Raw genomic sequence first — 15688 nt, 5'->3', positions numbered from 1 at the left:
TAGAACTTCGCTTGCCGGTACTTCGTTGTCTCGCTGTCTTGCGGTTACTACGTTAACTCACTCCCGGCCCGAGTGCAAAATCGGCGCTTACCGATTTCTTTCCCGCTACCGCTGGACGCAATTCATCGCGACCCGAAGGGCCCCTAGAAACGGTCCGGAGTTCGGCAAGACGTCCGCGTAGAATTGCGTCCGTTTCCTTGCCCGATCTCGAAGCCTACCCCAGCTCCCCCGGCCCACGCAAGTGGCCCGTTCAAGAACTTCCGGGGCGTCCCCGGTGAACCCCGAGGCGTCGACAAACGTACGCGCGTCGCCCCGCGATCGTCAAATCGATTAGGGCGACGCCCGTCACACCGCGCGCAGGTCCACGCCGGCGACCGTCTTCTTCCCGCGCCTGAGCACCAGGTACCGCCCGTGGAGCAGGTCGGACGCGGCCACCGGGTCGTCCGCTCCGCCGGTCACCCGGACGTTGTTCACGTACGCACCGCCCTCCGTGACCACCCGACGCGCCTCCCCCCGACCGGCCACGAGACCGGCCAGCCGCATCAGCTCGGCCAGCGGCGCGTCCGGGGGCGCCGACACCAGCCCGGCCTCCGACAACGCCGCCCGCAACGTGGACTCCGGCAACCCGCCGAGATCGCCTCGCCCGAACAGCGCCCCGGCCGCGGCCACCGCGGCGTCGGCCTCGGCCGAACCGTGGACCAGGGTCACCACGGAAGAAGCGAGCCGGCGCTGCCCCGACCGCAGGTGCGGACGCTCCGCGGTCTCCTTCTCCAGCGACGCGATCTCCTCGCGGTCGCAGAAGGTGAACACCCGCAGCAGGTGCCCCACCTGCGAGTCCGGCGTGTTCACCAGGTACTGGTACAGCGCGTACGGGCTGGTCATCGCCGGGTCGAGCCACAGCGACCCGCCGCCGGACGATTTCCCGAACTTCTTGCCGTGCTCGTCGGTGATCAGTGGCGTCGCGATGAGATGCACGGTCTCGCCGGTGACCCGCCGGATCAGGTCGGTTCCCGCGGTGAGGTTGCCCCACTGGTCGCTGCCGCCGAACTGGAGCCGGCAGCCGTGCCGCCGGAACAGCTCCAGGAAGTCCATGCCCTGCAGGATCTGGTAGCTGAACTCGGTGTAGTTGATGCCGAGGTCGGAGTTGAGCCGGGCGCTCACCGCGTCCTTGGCGATCATCCGGTTCACCCGGAAGTGCCGCCCGATGTCGCGCAGGAACTCGATCGCCGACAGCTGCGACGTCCAGTCGAGGTTGTTCACCATCGTGGCGGCGTTCGGACCGGTGAAGTCGAGGAACGGCTCGATCTGCGCCCGCAGCCGGTCGACCCACTCGGCCACGGTCTCGAGCGGGTTGATCTTGCGTTCGGAGTCGGGGTTGGGGTCACCGATCAGGCCGGTGGCGCCGCCCACCAGGGCGAGCGGCTTGTGGCCGGCCAGCTGCAGCCGACGCGCGGCCAGCACCTGCACCAGATGTCCGATGTGCAGGCTCGGCGCCGTCGGGTCGAACCCGACGTAGTACGTGACCGGTCCCTTCGACAACTCGGCGCGGAGCGCGTCCAGGTCCGTCGAAAGCGCGATGAGGCCGCGCCACTGCAGTTCGTCGATCGCATCGGTCACGTCGGCGATTGTCGCAAACGTCCGGGCCGTCGGGCGCAGGGTATTCGAGGGGACGCACGTGGGCACGGCCGGCTACGGACAGCTTCGCGCACAAGCGGAGGGCAACCCGGCGCGACCCGAGCACCGGCCGGTCACCATGGGATCCATGACGCCCGATGACGCTCTCGCCTTCGGCCGGACGTTCAGCGAGTTCATCGACGAGGTGCGCCGGCTCGCGCCGGCCGGCCCGAGCTCGCTGATCACCCGGCTCACCGAGCACCTCGGCACCCCACCGAACGAGCTGCCGGTGGTCGCCAGCCCGTTCCCCCTCTACCAGCACGCCAACCTGCAGGCGGCGCTCGACGCGTACCTGGCCCGCCCGGGCCGGTCGTACGACCTGGTCGGCGCCGCCGGCCCCGGTCGTGACCACTTCTCGTTCACCGACGTGCTCGCCGCGTCGGGCAACCGCGGCATGTTCGAGATCGGTACCGCCGACTACACGTCGGTCCCGGTCGGGATCGACGCCGAGAAGGCGTGTGTCAGCTTCGGCATCTATCTGGTGAGCGACGGCGACCACCGGTACGTCGTCTGCATGCGCCTCACCGAGGGACGCGGCCAGCCCGGCTGCGGTCTCGACGTGCTGGCTCCATCGACCGACCTCGCCCGCGCGTTCCTCGCCGAGATCCAGGACCTCGTGCGGGAGCACAACCTGTTCCGGGGTCAGGTCATCTCGTTCGAGAAGCACGAGTTCGGCCCCGGTGTCGGTCCGCTGAAGTTCCACCGGCGCCCGCACATCGACGCCGCCGACGTGATCCTGCCGCCGGGCACGCTCGACCTCGTCCACCGCCAGGTGCTGGGGGTGGCCGACCACCGCGACCGGCTGCTGGCCGCCGGTCACCACCTCAAGCGCGGGGTGCTGCTGTTCGGACCGCCCGGCACCGGCAAGACGCACACGGTGCGCCACCTGATGGGCCGCCTCCCCGACGCCACGATCGTGGTGCTCACCGGGCTGGGCCTGGGCGCGGTGCGCGAGGCCTGCGCCATGGCCCGCCAGCTGACCCCGGCCCTGGTCGTGCTGGAGGACGTCGACCTGGTGGCCGAGGAACGCATGCCCGGCGGCCAGCAGAACCCGTTGCTGTTCCAGGTGCTGAACGAGATGGACGGCATCGCCGGCGACGCCGACGTCACGTTCCTCCTGACCACCAACCGGGTCGACCTGATCGAGCCGGCCCTAGCCCAACGCCCGGGCCGCGTAGACCTGGCCGTCGAGGTCCCCCACCCCGACGACGACGGTCGCCGCCGCCTCCTCGACCTCTACGGCCGCAACCTGAAGCTGACCGGTGCCGAGGCCGACGAGATCGTCGCCGCCACGGCGGGCGCCACGGCGTCGCTGTTCTCCGAACTGGCCCGGCGGGCCGAACTGCTGGCGGCCACGTCGGGCGAGGCGAGCGCCGGAGCGGCACAGGCACGCGCAGCCCTGGCCGAGCTCACGGCCAGCCAGTCCGCCCTGTCCCAGGCGAAACCCGCGCCGGGCCGCCCACCGGCGCCGCGGGCCTTCGGCTAGCGCGGGCCGGTCCTCAGCACCCCACGGGCCCCCGCCCCCGCCCGCGCCCCCGCCCGCGCCCGCGCTCGCCGATCTTGCAGTCGTGGCCCCCCACAAATCCGGATATGACGCCTAAAGTGGCGGCCACAACTGCAAGATCGGCGGGCGGAGGGGCACCGCGACCGCGGGTGGCGTGGTGCCGCGAGCGGGTGGAGGGGCACCGCCACCGGGTGGTGCGGTCGGCGACCCGCAGGGCCGGCGTTGTCCGCTCGGGCGGCCGTGGAAGCCGCATGGCCCCGGCTTCCCTCGTGGACAAACACCTCAAAGCGCCGTTCCACCCTCTCGGCACCCCCGAGGCGGGCGATCTTGGACGCTTGTGCACCGTATGCAGTGCACAAGCGTCCAAGATCGGATCTCCCGACCTGCGCATAGACGACGCTCTATCCGGTGTGGATTCACCGGTCGGGGCCACACTGGATAGAGCGTCGTTTATGCAAGAGCCGGCCTTCCGAGCGCTACGGGGCGAGCATCGGGCGCAGCGTGTCCAGCACCGCGGGGTCCTCGATCGTCGACGGGACGGGTTCGTCCCGCCCGTCGGCGATGCCGCGCATCGTCTTGCGCAGGATCTTCCCCGAGCGGGTCTTCGGGAGGGCGGGCACCACTGTCACCTGGCGGAACGCCGCCACCGGGCCGATGCGCTCGCGTACCAGGGCGACCAGCTCCGCCGCCAGCTCCTCGGGATCCGTCGACACGCCGGCCTTCAGGACCACGAGCCCGCGCGGCACCTGTCCCTTCATCGGGTCGGCGACACCGATCACCGCGCACTCCGCCACGGCCGGGTGACCCGCGAGCACCTCCTCCATCGCGCCGGTCGACAGCCGGTGCCCGGCCACGTTGATGACGTCGTCGGTGCGGCCCATCACGTACAGGTAGCCGTCCTCGTCGAAGCGACCACCGTCTCCGGTGAGGTAGTGGCCCGGGTACGCACTCAGGTACGACGACACGAACCGCTCGTCGTCGTTCCACAGCGTCGGCAGGCAGCCCGGCGGCAGCGGCAGCCGGATCACGATCGCGCCGTCGGTGCCGGGCGGCACGTCGTCGCCGGCGCTGTCGACGACGCGCACGGCGTACCCGGGCACCGGCACCGACGGCGAGCCGGCCTTGGTGGGCATAGGCTCCAACCCCTGCAGGTTCGCGACGATCGGCCAGCCGGTCTCGGTCTGCCACCAGTGGTCGACCACCGGGATCCCGAGCTGGGAACAGGCCCAGTGGTACGTCTCGGGATCCAGGCGCTCGCCGGCGAGAAAGAGCGTCCGTAACGAGCTGAGATCGTAGGAACGCAGGAGCTTCCCCTCCGGGTCCTCCTTCTTGATCGCGCGGAACGCGGTCGGCGCGGTGAACAACGCCTTGACGCCGTACTCCTGCACCACCCGGAAGAACGCGCCCGCGTCGGGAGTGCCGACCGGCTTGCCCTCGTACAACACGGTCGTCGCGCCGACGAGCAGCGGCGCATAAACGATGTACGAGTGCCCGACCACCCACCCGACGTCGGACGCCGCCCAGAACACGTCACCCGGCCCGATGTCGTACACCCGAAGCATCGACCAGTGCAGCGCGACCGCGTGCCCGCCGTTGTCGCGCACGATCCCCTTCGGCCGTCCTGTCGTACCCGAGGTGTACAGGATGTACAGCGGGTCGGTGGCGGCCACCGGCTCACACGGAACGGGCGAAGCGCCGCGCGTCACCTGGTCCCAGGAAAGGAAACCGGACGCCTCAGCCTGCGGACGCTGCAGCACCACGACGTGCGCCGGCTCGTGCGCGGCCAGGGCCAGCGCCGCCGACAGCAGCGGCCCGTACCGCACGACGCGCGTCGGCTCGATGCCGCACGACGTCGCCACGATCACCTTCGGTCGAGCGTCGTCGATCCGCGCCGCGAGTTCGCTGGACCCGAACCCGCCGAACACCACCGAGTGCACGGCGCCGATGCGGGCGCAGGCGAGCATCGCGACCACGGTCTCCGGCACCATCGCCATGTAGAGCACGACGCGGTCACCGCGACCGACACCCAACCCGCGCAGCGCGCCCGCGAACAGCGCCACCTCGTCACGCAACGCGGCATAGGTGTACGACCGCGAAGACCCCGTCACCGGGCTGTCGTAGATCAGCGCCACCGCGTCCCCGCGGCCGGCCTCGACGTGGCGGTCGAGCGCGTTGTGACAGGTGTTCAGCTCGCCGTCGGGGAACCAGCGGTAGAACGGCGGCCGGTCGGAGTCGAGCACCCGCGAGGGCGGCCGGTGCCAGTCGATGGCCCGGGCCGCCTCCGCCCAGAAGCCTTCCGGATCAGTGCTGCTCCGCTGGTACGCGTTCAGGTACGGGCCCATCCGCTGATACTGCCGCCCGGCCGCCCGGTGCGGAAGGCCACCACGACCGCGGGCCGACGTCGAGCACCAGCGCCGGTACCAGCAGCGTCCGCACCACGAACGTGTCGAGCAGCACGCCGACCGCCACCGCGATCCCCAGCTGCATCATGAACACCAGCGGCAGCACGGCGAGCACCGAGAACGTCGCCGCGAGCACCAGTCCCGCGCTCGTGATCACGCCACCGGTCACCGCCAGCGCGTGGGGCACCCCGCGGGCGTGGCCGAGCCGCGCGGTCTCCTCCCGCGCCCGCGTCATCAGGAAGATCGTGTAGTCGACGCCGAGCGCCACCAGGAACAGGAAGCTGTTCAGCAGCAACGAGTTGTCGACCTGCGGGAACCCGATCAGGTGGAAGATCAGGGCCGACGCGCCGAGCGCGGCCCCGAACGACAGCACCACGCTGGCGAGCAGCAGCAGCGGCGCCACCACGGCCCGCAGCAGCACCACCAGCACCAGCAGCACGACAGCGAGGATCACCGGCAGCACCACCCGCAGGTCGCGGTTCATCGTGGTGTCGGCGTCGAGCCCTTCGGCGGCGGCTCCACCGACGAGTGCCGCCGGGTCCGCCGCGTGCACGGCCGCGCGCACGTCACCCACCGTCGCCCGGGCCCGCGCGCTGTCCGCGTCGGCGTCCAGAACCAGTGGGACCCGCACCAGAGCGCCGTTGTTCGACGGCTCCGGCCCGCCGACCTCCGCGACGCCGGCCACCCGTTCCACCGCTGCGGTCACCGCCGCCTGCCGGTCGGCACGGGTGTACACCTCGGTCGGGCTGCCCGAGCCGGCCGGGAAGTGCCGTCCCAGCTCCGCCATGCCGCGCACCGAGTCGGGCGTGGTCACGAACGAGGCGCTCAGCGGCAGTCCCGTCGACAGGGTCGCGACGCCCGCGGTCAGCGCGGCCAGGACCACGGCGGTGCCGACCCACCACGCCCGCGGCCGCCGCGCGACGACGGCCGCGACCCGCTCCCACCCGCCGGCCGACGCAGCGACGCCTCCGGCGCGGACCCCGCCCTCGGCGCCCGGCGCGCCCTCGGCACGCGCCTTCGGCACCGCGGGCCAGAACACCCACCGGCCGCACACCACGAGCACCGCCGGCAGCAGCGTGACCATCGCCAGCAGCGCCGACCCGATGCCGATCGCGGCCACCGGGCCGAGCCCGCGGGTCGAGTTCATGTCGGCGAGCAGCAGCGCGAGCAGCGCGAGGATCACCGTCGCACCGGACGCGGCGATCGCCGGCACGCTGCGGGCGAGCGCGTGCCGCATCGCCACGTGCCGGTCGGGCTCGTGCCGCAGCTCCTCGCGGTAGCGGGAGATCAGCAGCAGCGCGTAGTCGGTGCCGGCGCCGAACAGCAGCACGGTGAGGATGCTGGCGCTGGCGCCGTCGACCACGAGGCCGCCGTACTCCGCGCTGGCGGCGACCAGTGCCTGCGACAGCGCGATCGCCGCACCGACGCACGCCAGCGGCACGAGCAGCAGCAGCGGGCTGCGGTAGGTCACCAGCAGCACCAGCGCCACCACCCCGGCGGTCACCAGCAGCAGCACCGTGTCGAGCGAGTCGAACGCGGCCTCGAAGTCGGCCCCGATCGCCGGTCCGCCGGTGACCCAGACCGTCAGCCCGGCCGGGGCGCCCGTCACCTGCCCCCGTACCCGGTCGACGATCGGCCCGACGTTCTCCTCCGACGCCTGCTCGGCGGTGAGCGGCACCCGCACCAGGATCGCGGTGCTCTCCTCGACCGGCGGCGGCATCTGGCCGAGGTCGCCGAGCGCGGCCGCGTCGGCCCGCGCCTTCTCCCGGTCGGCGTCGGTGACGCCGGTGCCGCGCACGTACAGCAGCAGCAGGTACTCGGGTTCGTCGGCGGTGAACTCCCGCTCGGCGAGGTCGAGCGCCCGCGTCGACTCGGCGCTGGCCGGCAGCCAGTTCCGCGAGTCGTTCGTCTCGACGTCGCCGATCCGCCCCGCGACGACCGTCGCGAGCGCTACGACCACCAGCCAGCCGGCGACCACCAGCCACTTCGTGCGACGGCCCGACGGTATGGCCGCGATCCGTTCCCAGGACATGTCGTACCCCTCCTCTGTCGTCGCCGACAGAGTGGGGACCGGGGAGTGTCGCGCGCATCGGCGCGCGTGCGTGCGTTACGGGTACGTCAGGCTGCGTACGTCAGCCGAGGTGCTCCGCGGGAGCGGTGTTCAGCAGCCACGCCAGCGGACACTTGGTGACGACGTCGTACTCCCCGGACGCGCCGAGCCGGTGGAGGGTCACGGTCTGTGCCTTGTCGCGGTCGACCAGCCAGAAGCGTGGGATGCCCGCCTGCGCGTACTCACGCCGCTTCACCAGCTCGTCCATCGCCTCGGACCCCGGCGACACGATCTCCACCACCAGCAACAGGTCGGCGAGCGCGAGCCAGGTGCCGCGCGGCTGGGGCTTCGACCACAGGGTGAGGTCGGGGATCCGGCCACCGTCACCGTTCGGCCCGGGCACGCGGATGCCGACCGCCTGCAGGACCTGCTTCACAGGCCAACCGGCGGCGACAAGCCAAACCGTCAACGCGGTGGCGATCTCCGCATGCTCCGAGTCGGGCGGCGGCATGATGGAGACTCCCCCTCCGGAGCTCAGTTCGTACCGGTGGCCGTACGGATCAGAGGCCATCATCGCGGCCAGGTCGTCGAGCGTCACGATGGGCGGCAGGTGCCACCCCACAGTGTCCGCGGTCATACTCCCCATCCTACGGGCGGGGGATGTCGAGGCCGCTCTGGTACGCCAGCACCACCAGCTGCGCCCGGTCACGCGCGTGGAGCTTGACCAGCGCCCGGCCCACGTGGGTGCGCACGGTCGCCGGGCTCACGACCAGGGCGGCGGCGATCTCGTCGTTCGACAGGCCGGTCGCGACCCAGCCGACGATCTCGCGTTCCCGGTCGGTCAGGGCGGACAGGTCGGCGGTCACCGGGCGCGCGGTCGGCGCGGCCCCGCCGAAGGTCTCGATGACCCGCCGGGTGACCTTCGGCGACAGCAGCGCCTCGCCGGCCGCCACGACGCGGATGCCGCGCAGCAGCTCGGCCGGCTCGGCGTCCTTCGTGAGGAAACCGGCGGCGCCGCGGCGCAGCGCCTCGAACACGTACTCGTCGAGCTCGAACGTGGTCAGGATGACCACCCGGCAGGCCCGCAGCCCGGGGTCGGCGGTGATGCGGCCCAGCGCGTCGAGGCCGTCGAGGCCGGGCATGCGCACGTCCATGAGCGCCACGTCGGGCCTCGTCGCGCGGATGAGGTCGAGTGCGGCCGCGCCGTCGCCGGCCTCGCCCACCAGGTCGAGGTCGGGCTCCACCTCGATCATCGTGCGCAGGCCCATGCGCATGAGCGGCTGGTCGTCGACCAGCACCACGCGGATCATGTGCGCACCGGCAGCGACGCCCGCACCTCGAAGCCGCCTCCTTCGCGCGGGCCGGCGACGAACGTGCCGCCGACCGACCGGGCCCGCTCCCCCATGCTCGCGATCCCGGTGCCGGTGCCGGCGCCGTCGGCGCCCCGGCCGTCGTCGGTCACGGTGATCGCGACGGCGTCGGGTCCGTACGCGATTCGCACCCCGGCGTGACGCGCCTGAGCGTGCCGGACCACGTTCGCCAGCGCCTCCTGGACGATGCGGTAGCCGGCCAGGTCGACCGGTGCCGGCACCGTGCCGGGTGCACCGTCGACGTCGAGCCGCACGGCGAGCCCGTCGACGTCGGTGGCCGCGACCAGCCCGGGCACCGCGGACAGCCCGACGGGCTGCCCCGAGATCGTGCCGGTGAACGTCGCCAGGGTCGCGCGCAGCTCGTCGAGGGCCCCGTTGCTGGCCTGGCGGATCGCGCGCAGCGACCGTTCGAGCGGCTCGGGCGGCACCGGGCCGGGCTTGCCCAGCACGTGCAGCGCGGCGCCCGCGTTCATGCTGATGACTGCGAGGCTGTGACCGACCACGTCGTGCACCTCCTGCGCGATCCGCAGCCGCTCCTCGTAGCCCGCCTGCCGGCGCGCCTCGGCCAGCCCCCGGAGAACCCCTTCACGCCGGAGCCGCACGGTGGTACCGGCACCGACCGCCGCGACGATCCACAGCGTCGACCCGATGATCGCCGTGAGCGCGCCGTCGTCTTCGAACAGCACCGCCCACGTCACGTGGACCACCACCGACGCGAGCGCGGCGACCCTGGTGTACCGGTACCCGCGCCAGGCCGCCACGGAGTACAGCGCGACGCCGCTGAACAGGAAGACGGGGCCGTACGGGTACCGCAGCTGGAGGAACACCATGGTGGTGACGAGCGCGACCGCCAGGGCGACCCCCGGCCACCTCCGTCGCACCACCAGCCCGGCCGACGCGACCGCGACCAACGCGTACGCCGTCGCGTCCATCGGGAGCACGCCGTCCTGGCCCTCGCCCGCCGGCGACGACGAGAGCGCGACGAGCACCCCGACGACGGCCGCGAAGACCGCGTCGGTCACGAGCGGACGCTCCCGCCACCACCGCATGCTGCCGCACTCTACGGACCCGCCGCCCCCGCCACATCCGCGTGGAGACGTACGTCCAGAGGTGTATGAGCCGGGTCACGGCAAGGACTGAACCGCGGAATCAGCCCTTACCGTGGGCGGGTGAGCTCTGTCCGCCGTGGTTTCCTGTTCGGCATTGCGGCATACCTGGGCTGGGGCTTCTTCCCGCTGTACTTCACGCTGCTGGAGCCGGCCGGCCCGAAGGAGATCCTCGCCCACCGCATCGTGTGGTCGGCCGTGTTCATGGCCGTGCTGCTGGCCGTGCTGCGCCGCTACCGGTTCCTGCGCGAGGTCGGCCGCCAGCCGAAGCGGCTGGCGGGCATCGCGCTCGCGGCGGTGCTCATCGGGGTCAACTGGTTCGGCTTCATCTACGGCGTGAGCACCCGGCAGGTCGTCGAGATCTCGCTGGGCTACTTCATCACGCCACTGGTGAGCGTGGTGCTCGGTGTGCTGGTGCTCCGCGAGCGGCTGCGCCGCACGCAGTGGGTGGCGGTCGGTATCGGCGGCGTGGCCGTGGTGGTGCAGGCGGTCGACCTCGGCCGGCTGCCCTGGCTGGCGCTGATGCTGGCGGGCAGCTTCGGCCTGTACGGGCTCATCAAGAAGCAGCTCGGGCTGCCGGCCGCCGAGGGCATGTTCCTCGAGTCGGCGACGCTGGTGCTGCCGGCCCTGGCCTACCTGGTGGTCCTGGGCCGGTCGGGCGACGCGACCGTCGGCACGACCTCCGTGGCGCACACGGTGCTGATCGTGCTGGCCGGGGTGATGACCGCGCTTCCGCTGATGAGCTTCGCCGAGGCCGCCAACCGCGTGCCGCTGACGGCGCTGGGCATCCTGCAGTACATCGCCCCGGTCATGCAGTTCGCCACCGGGGTGCTGATCTTCCACGAGCCGATGCCACCGGCCCGCCTCGCGGCGTTCGCCCTGGTCTGGCTCGCCCTGGTCGTGTTCACCTGGGACGGCCTGCGCCAGCGCCACACGCGCCGGGCCGCCGTGCGCGCGGCCGGATCAGCGCCCGCGGCGGCAGCCGCACAATCAGCGACTGCGCAGCGTCCGGACCAGAACCCACGCGAGGACGGCGAGCAGCAGCGCGCCGAGGCCGACGACGGCGGTCTTCCGGGCGGCGTCGGTGCTACCGGCGAGCCGGAACAGGTCGACCGCCTCGGCCTCCTCGGCCGGCGCGGCGGCGGTGGCGACACCGGTGGGCTGGATCCCACTCTCGCCCGACGGTGACGGCGTCTCCGCCTGGCCCACCGTGGTGTCGCCGACGGGAGCCGTGGCCGCCGGCGCCTCGCCCTCGCCCAGCTTGCCGGCGAGGCAGTCGGCGAACTGGCCGAGCAGCTTGCCGCTGACGTCGGAGATCATGCCGCGGCCGAACTGGGCCGGCTTGCCGGTGACCGTGAGGTCGGTGACGACGTCGACGACGGTCTCGTCGCCCTGGCCGCTCAGCTGCGCGGTGATCGTGGCACCGGCGGTGCCGGCCGAGCGGGTGTCGCGCCCGCTGGCCTCCACGACCACGCGGTGGGCCGCCTCGTCACGCTCGACGAAGCGGCCCTTGCCGCTGTAGGTCAGGCCGATCGGCCCGAGCTTCACCTTGACGGTGCCGGTGAACTCGTCGCCCTCGACCCCGGTGAGCGTGGCGCCCGGCATGCACGGCGCGATCCGGGGCAGGTCGAGGAGCACCTCCCACGCCTTGTCGACGGGGACGGGCACCGTGAAGGTGTGCTCGAGCTTCATCGTCGAAGTCCTCTCCTACCGGAGTTTCAGCCCAGTGCGGAGAGCACCGCGCGTTCGGTCAACACCTTAGCGAGATGGGAACGGTACTCGCGGGAGGCGTTCAGATCATCGCTGGGCTCGGTGCCCTCCGCGGCGTGTGCCGCGGCGGTCTTCACCGCGTCGCGGTCGGCGCCGGCGAGGGCCGACTCGACCGCCTGGGCCCGCACCGGCTTCGGTCCCATGTTGGTGAGCGCGACCCGCGCCTCCGCGATGTTCCCGTTGTCGCGGCGCACGAGCGCCGCGACCCCGATGAGCGCCCAGCTCTGCGCCATCCGGTTGAACTTCTCGTAGTGGCTCGACCATCCGGTCCGCTTCGGCACCCGCACCGCGACGAGCACCTCGCCCGGTTCGAGCGCGGACGTCAGGAAGTCGACGAAGAAGTCCTCGCTCCCGATGGAGCGCCGGCCGTTGGGACCGGCCACCTCGAACGTCGCGCCGAGGGCGACCGCCACAGCCGGCAGGTCGCCGGCCGGGTCGGCGTGCGCCAGCGCGCCACCGAACGTGCCGCGGTGGCGCACCTGCCGGTCGGCCACCGTTCCCGTGGCCTGCGCCAGCAGCGGCGCGTGCTCGGCGACCAGCGGGTCGCGGAGCACGGCGGCGTGCGTGGTCATCGCGCCGATGACCAGGTCGTCGCCGTCCTCACGGACGCCGCGCAGCTCGGCGATGCCGCCGAGGTCGACCACGGTGGTCGGTGCGGCGAGACGCAGCCGCAGCAGCGGGAGCAGGCTCTGGCCGCCGGCCAGCACCTTGGCGTCCTCGTCCTGCGCGAGCGCCGCGACGGCCTCGTCCACACTGGACGGACGCGTGTACTCGAACGACGCCGGGATCACCGCGCACCTCCGTTGGAGTTGATGGCCCGCCACACCCGCTCGGGCGTGCACGGCATGGCGACGTCGTTGACCCCGAACGGGCGCAGCGCGTCGACGACCGCGTTGACCACGGCGGGCGTCGACGCGATCGTGCCCGCCTCACCGACGCCCTTGGTGCCCAGCGGATGGTCGGGCGCCGGGGTCTCGGTGCGGTCGGTGGTGAAGTCGGGCAGGTCGGCCGCGCTCGGCAGCGTGTAGTCGACGAACGTGCCGGTGAGCAGGTTGCCGTCGGCGTCGTACACGGCCTCCTCGAACAGCGCCTGCGCGACGCCCTGCGCCAGTCCCCCGTGCACCTGACCCTCGACGATCAGCGGGTTGACCACCTTGCCGATGTCGTCGACGGCCACGTATTTGCGGATGGCGACCCGGCCGGTCTGCGTGTCGACCTCCACCGCGCACAGGTGGGTGCCGTGCGGGAAGGAGAAGTTCACCGGGTCGTAGGTGGCGTCGGCGTCCAGCGACGCCTCGAACCCGTCGGGCAGGTCGTGCGCGGCGAAGACAGCGAGCGCGATCTCCTGGATGCTCTTGCCGTCGCCCGGCTGGCCCTTGACGCGGAACGACCCGCCGCTGAACTCGAGGTCGTTCGGGTCGCACTCGAGCATGTGCGCCGCGACCGGCTTCGCCTTGTCGACGACCTTCTGGCAGGCGTTGTACAGCGCGATGCCGCCGACGGCCAGCGACCGGCTGCCGTAGGTGTCCAGGCCCTTGTGCGAGGTGCGGGTGTCGCCGTGCAGCACCTCGACGTCGTCGAACGGCACACCGAGGGAGTCGGCGACGATCTGGCTCCACGCGGTCTCGTGGCCCTGGCCGTGCGGCGAGCTGCCGGTCACCACCTCGACCTTGCCGGTGGGCAGCATCCGCACCGACGCGGTCTCCCAGCCGCCGGCGCCGTAGCGCAGGCTGCCGAGCACGCGCGACGGCGCGAGCCCGCACATCTCGGTGTACGTGGACGTGCCGATGCCGAGCTGTACCGGGTCGTTGCGGTCCCGGCGCTCCTGCTGTTCGCGCCGCAGGTCGTCGTAGCCCAGCAGGTTCAGCGCCTTCTCGGTGGCGGCCTCGTAGTTGCCGGAGTCGTAGGTGAGCCCGCAGACCGTGGTGTACGGGAACTCCTCGTGCCCGATCCAGTTGCGGCGGCGCACCTCGATCGGGTCGAGGTTCAGCTCGACCGCCAGCTCGTCCATGATGCGCTCGATCGCGTAGGTCGCCTCGGGCCGGCCGGCGCCGCGGTACGCGTCGGTGAACGTGGTGTTGGTGAACACGCCGACGCATTCGAAGCGGTAGGCGGGGACCTTGTAGATCGCGTTGTACATGAACGCGCCGAGGATCGGGACACCCGGCGTCACGAGGCCGAGGTAGGCGCCCATGTTGGCGAGCAGCTTGACGTGCAGCGCCTTGAGCCGGCCCTCGCGGTCGGCGGCGATCTCGATGTCCTGGATGACGTCGCGGCCGTGGTGGGCGGTGAGGAGGCTGTCGGAGCGCGACTCGGTGTACTTCGCCGGCTTGCCGAGCTTCTTCGCCACCATGAAGGCGATGAGCTCCTCGGGCGTCACCTGGAGCTTGCCGCCGAACCCGCCGCCGACGTCGGGCGCGACCACGCGCACCTTGTGCTCCGGCGTCGCGGTGATCAGCGCGACCATCAGCTTCAGGATGTGCGGGATCTGCGTCGCCGACCAGATCGTGTACTGGTCGGCGGTCGGGTCGACGACGACGCTGCGCGGCTCCATGAACGCGGGGATCAGCCGCTGCTGCCGGTAGCGCCGCTTGATGACGACCTCGGCGCCCTCGATCGCCGGTGCGACCGCATCGCCGGTGCCCGCCTCGGCGGAGTCGAACACCCACGTGTACGAGGCGTTCGTGCCCTTGTCGGCGTGCACGAGGTCGGCGCCCTCGGCGATCGCCGCCTCCATGTCCATGATCGCCGGCAGCGGCTCGTAGTCGACCTCGATGGCCGCGAGCGCGTCGACGGCGGCCGCCCGGGACCGGGCCGCGACGACCGCGACGGCTTCGCCGACGTGGCGCACCGTGTCGACGGCCAGCGGGTGGTGGTCGGGGTGGACCATGTCCTCGGTGACGGGCCAGGCGCACGGCAGGCCGGGCTGTTCGAGGTCGCGGCCGCTGTACGCGGCGATGACGCCCGGCTCGCGCAGCGCGGCGGAGACGTCGATCGAGGTGATGCGGGCGTGCGCGAATGGGCTGCGCAGGATCGCCAGGTGCACCATCCCCGGCAGCACCACGTTCTCGGTCCACGTGGTGCGGCCGGTGATGAGGCGGGCGTCCTCTTTGCGCGCCCGCGGAGTTCCCACTTCGGTGATGGTCATTTTGCGTCTACCTCACGGAGCCGGGACCGGGACGACTTCTTCGGGTACGCCGCCCTTGGACGGCTCAGCCTTGGGGAGCCCGCCGTCGGGCAGGGCCGCCTCGGGGGCCTCCGGTGTCGACGGCGCGGGTTCGGCGGTCCGCATGGCCTCCGCCGCCGCGCGCACCGCGCGCACGATGTTCTGGTAGCCGGTGCACCGGCAGAGGTTGCCCTCCAGCCCCTCGCGGATCTCCGCGTCGGTGGGGTCCGGGTTCTCGGTGAGCAGGTCGACCGCGGCCATGATCATGCCCGGGGTGCAGAAGCCGCACTGCAACGCGTGCTTCTCGTGGAATGCCTTCTGCACCGGGTGCAGGGAGTTCTCGGGACCGGCGAGGCCCTCGATCGTGGTGACCTCGGAGCCGTCGGCCTGCACGGCGAGCACGGAGCAGCTCTTCACTCCGCACCGCTGGCCGTCGGCGTTGGTCATCAGGATCGTGCAGGCGCCGCAGTTGCTCGTGTCGCACCCGACCACGGTGCCGATCTTGCCGAGCTGGTCTCGAAGGTGATGGACGAGAAGCGTTCGTGGTTCCACGTCGTCGTCGTACCGGACTCCGTCGACGGTGACGCTGATCCGGGTCATGCTGCCTCCCGGGCGTAAGTGTTGTGTGTCCCCGTTCACACAATCT

The 15688-nt window shown here is 72.0% G+C and carries 11 protein-coding genes and 1 pseudogene; 2 read left to right on the top strand and 10 right to left on the bottom strand.

Annotated features, from left to right (window positions below):
• Positions 1–345: 345 nt before the first annotated feature.
• The gene (tyrS, locus tag Voc01_RS50670) at positions 346–1617 is read right to left on the bottom strand and encodes a tyrosine--tRNA ligase (protein WP_203934990.1); all 1272 of its coding nucleotides are present in this window, start codon (positions 1615–1617) and stop codon (positions 346–348) included.
• Positions 1618–1762: 145 nt separating this feature from the next.
• Between tyrS and Voc01_RS50665 the strand changes: the two genes are divergently transcribed.
• Positions 1763–3160, top strand: coding sequence for an AAA family ATPase (locus Voc01_RS50665; RefSeq protein WP_203934989.1), 1398 nt, complete (start codon positions 1763–1765; stop codon positions 3158–3160).
• 494 nt (positions 3161–3654) lie between these two features.
• Here the strand turns inward: Voc01_RS50665 and Voc01_RS50660 are convergent, their stop codons facing one another.
• The 5 genes from Voc01_RS50660 to Voc01_RS50640 form a co-directional block, all read right to left on the bottom strand.
• A complete protein-coding gene (locus Voc01_RS50660; protein WP_203934988.1) occupies positions 3655–5520 on the bottom strand; it encodes a propionyl-CoA synthetase in 1866 nt (621 codons plus the stop codon).
• Positions 5480–7612, bottom strand: a complete 2133-nt coding sequence (locus Voc01_RS50655; protein ID WP_203934987.1) for an MMPL family transporter — start codon at positions 7610–7612, stop codon at positions 5480–5482. The genes Voc01_RS50660 and Voc01_RS50655 overlap by 41 nt, the downstream gene beginning before the upstream one ends.
• A gap of 100 nt (positions 7613–7712) precedes the next feature.
• Positions 7713–8267 carry a Uma2 family endonuclease gene (locus tag Voc01_RS50650; protein ID WP_203934986.1) on the bottom strand — a complete coding sequence of 185 codons (555 nt, stop codon included), beginning with the start codon at positions 8265–8267 and terminating at the stop codon, positions 7713–7715.
• 10 nt (positions 8268–8277) lie between these two features.
• The gene (locus tag Voc01_RS50645; protein WP_203934985.1) at positions 8278–8940 is read right to left on the bottom strand and encodes a response regulator; all 663 of its coding nucleotides are present in this window, start codon (positions 8938–8940) and stop codon (positions 8278–8280) included.
• The gene (locus Voc01_RS50640) at positions 8937–10049 is read right to left on the bottom strand and encodes a sensor histidine kinase (RefSeq protein ID WP_203934984.1); all 1113 of its coding nucleotides are present in this window, start codon (positions 10047–10049) and stop codon (positions 8937–8939) included. The genes Voc01_RS50645 and Voc01_RS50640 overlap by 4 nt, the downstream gene beginning before the upstream one ends.
• A 120-nt stretch (positions 10050–10169) precedes the next feature.
• Between Voc01_RS50640 and rarD the strand changes: the two are divergent.
• A pseudogene (rarD, locus tag Voc01_RS50635) lies at positions 10170–11132 on the top strand (EamA family transporter RarD); the annotation flags it as partial.
• On the opposite strand, the gene Voc01_RS50630 reads toward rarD, so the two are convergent.
• Genes Voc01_RS50630 through Voc01_RS50615 form a run of 4 tightly spaced genes read right to left on the bottom strand, consistent with a single transcriptional unit; the run spans position 11097 to position 15642 of the window.
• A complete protein-coding gene (locus Voc01_RS50630) occupies positions 11097–11798 on the bottom strand; it encodes an SRPBCC family protein (protein ID WP_203934983.1) in 702 nt (233 codons plus the stop codon). The pseudogene rarD and the gene Voc01_RS50630 sit on opposite strands and share 36 nt — an antisense overlap.
• A 26-nt stretch (positions 11799–11824) precedes the next feature.
• Positions 11825–12667, bottom strand: coding sequence for an FAD binding domain-containing protein (locus Voc01_RS50625; RefSeq protein ID WP_203934982.1), 843 nt, complete (start codon positions 12665–12667; stop codon positions 11825–11827).
• On the bottom strand, positions 12664–15009 hold the full coding sequence (locus Voc01_RS50620; RefSeq protein WP_239161080.1) for a xanthine dehydrogenase family protein molybdopterin-binding subunit: 2346 nt from the start codon (positions 15007–15009) through the stop codon (positions 12664–12666). Before Voc01_RS50620 ends, Voc01_RS50625 begins: the two co-directional genes overlap by 4 nt.
• A gap of 27 nt (positions 15010–15036) precedes the next feature.
• The gene (locus tag Voc01_RS50615; RefSeq protein ID WP_203934980.1) at positions 15037–15642 is read right to left on the bottom strand and encodes a (2Fe-2S)-binding protein; all 606 of its coding nucleotides are present in this window, start codon (positions 15640–15642) and stop codon (positions 15037–15039) included.
• Between the last annotated feature and the right edge of the window lie 46 nt (positions 15643–15688).

Origin of the sequence: Virgisporangium ochraceum, from assembly GCF_016863655.1 — a bacterium.
Lineage (GTDB): Bacteria > Actinomycetota > Actinomycetes > Mycobacteriales > Micromonosporaceae > Virgisporangium > Virgisporangium ochraceum.
Note: the sequence above shows the minus strand (reverse complement) of the source record. Positions and strands in the feature narration are given on the sequence as shown.

What these genes read in the sequence shown, in the direction of transcription:
- Voc01_RS50650 (WP_203934986.1), bottom strand. Translation starts at nt 8,267, where the DNA reads ATGACCGCGGACACTGTGGGGTGGCACCTGCCGCCCATCGTGACGCTC.
- Voc01_RS50655 (WP_203934987.1), bottom strand. Translation starts at nt 7,612, where the DNA reads ATGTCCTGGGAACGGATCGCGGCCATACCGTCGGGCCGTCGCACGAAG.
- Voc01_RS50630 (WP_203934983.1), bottom strand. Translation starts at nt 11,798, where the DNA reads ATGAAGCTCGAGCACACCTTCACGGTGCCCGTCCCCGTCGACAAGGCG.
- Voc01_RS50640 (WP_203934984.1), bottom strand. Translation starts at nt 10,049, where the DNA reads ATGCGGTGGTGGCGGGAGCGTCCGCTCGTGACCGACGCGGTCTTCGCG.
- Voc01_RS50665 (WP_203934989.1), top strand. Translation starts at nt 1,763, where the DNA reads ATGACGCCCGATGACGCTCTCGCCTTCGGCCGGACGTTCAGCGAGTTC.
- Voc01_RS50615 (WP_203934980.1), bottom strand. Translation starts at nt 15,642, where the DNA reads ATGACCCGGATCAGCGTCACCGTCGACGGAGTCCGGTACGACGACGAC.
- Voc01_RS50660 (WP_203934988.1), bottom strand. Translation starts at nt 5,520, where the DNA reads ATGGGCCCGTACCTGAACGCGTACCAGCGGAGCAGCACTGATCCGGAA.
- Voc01_RS50645 (WP_203934985.1), bottom strand. Translation starts at nt 8,940, where the DNA reads ATGATCCGCGTGGTGCTGGTCGACGACCAGCCGCTCATGCGCATGGGC.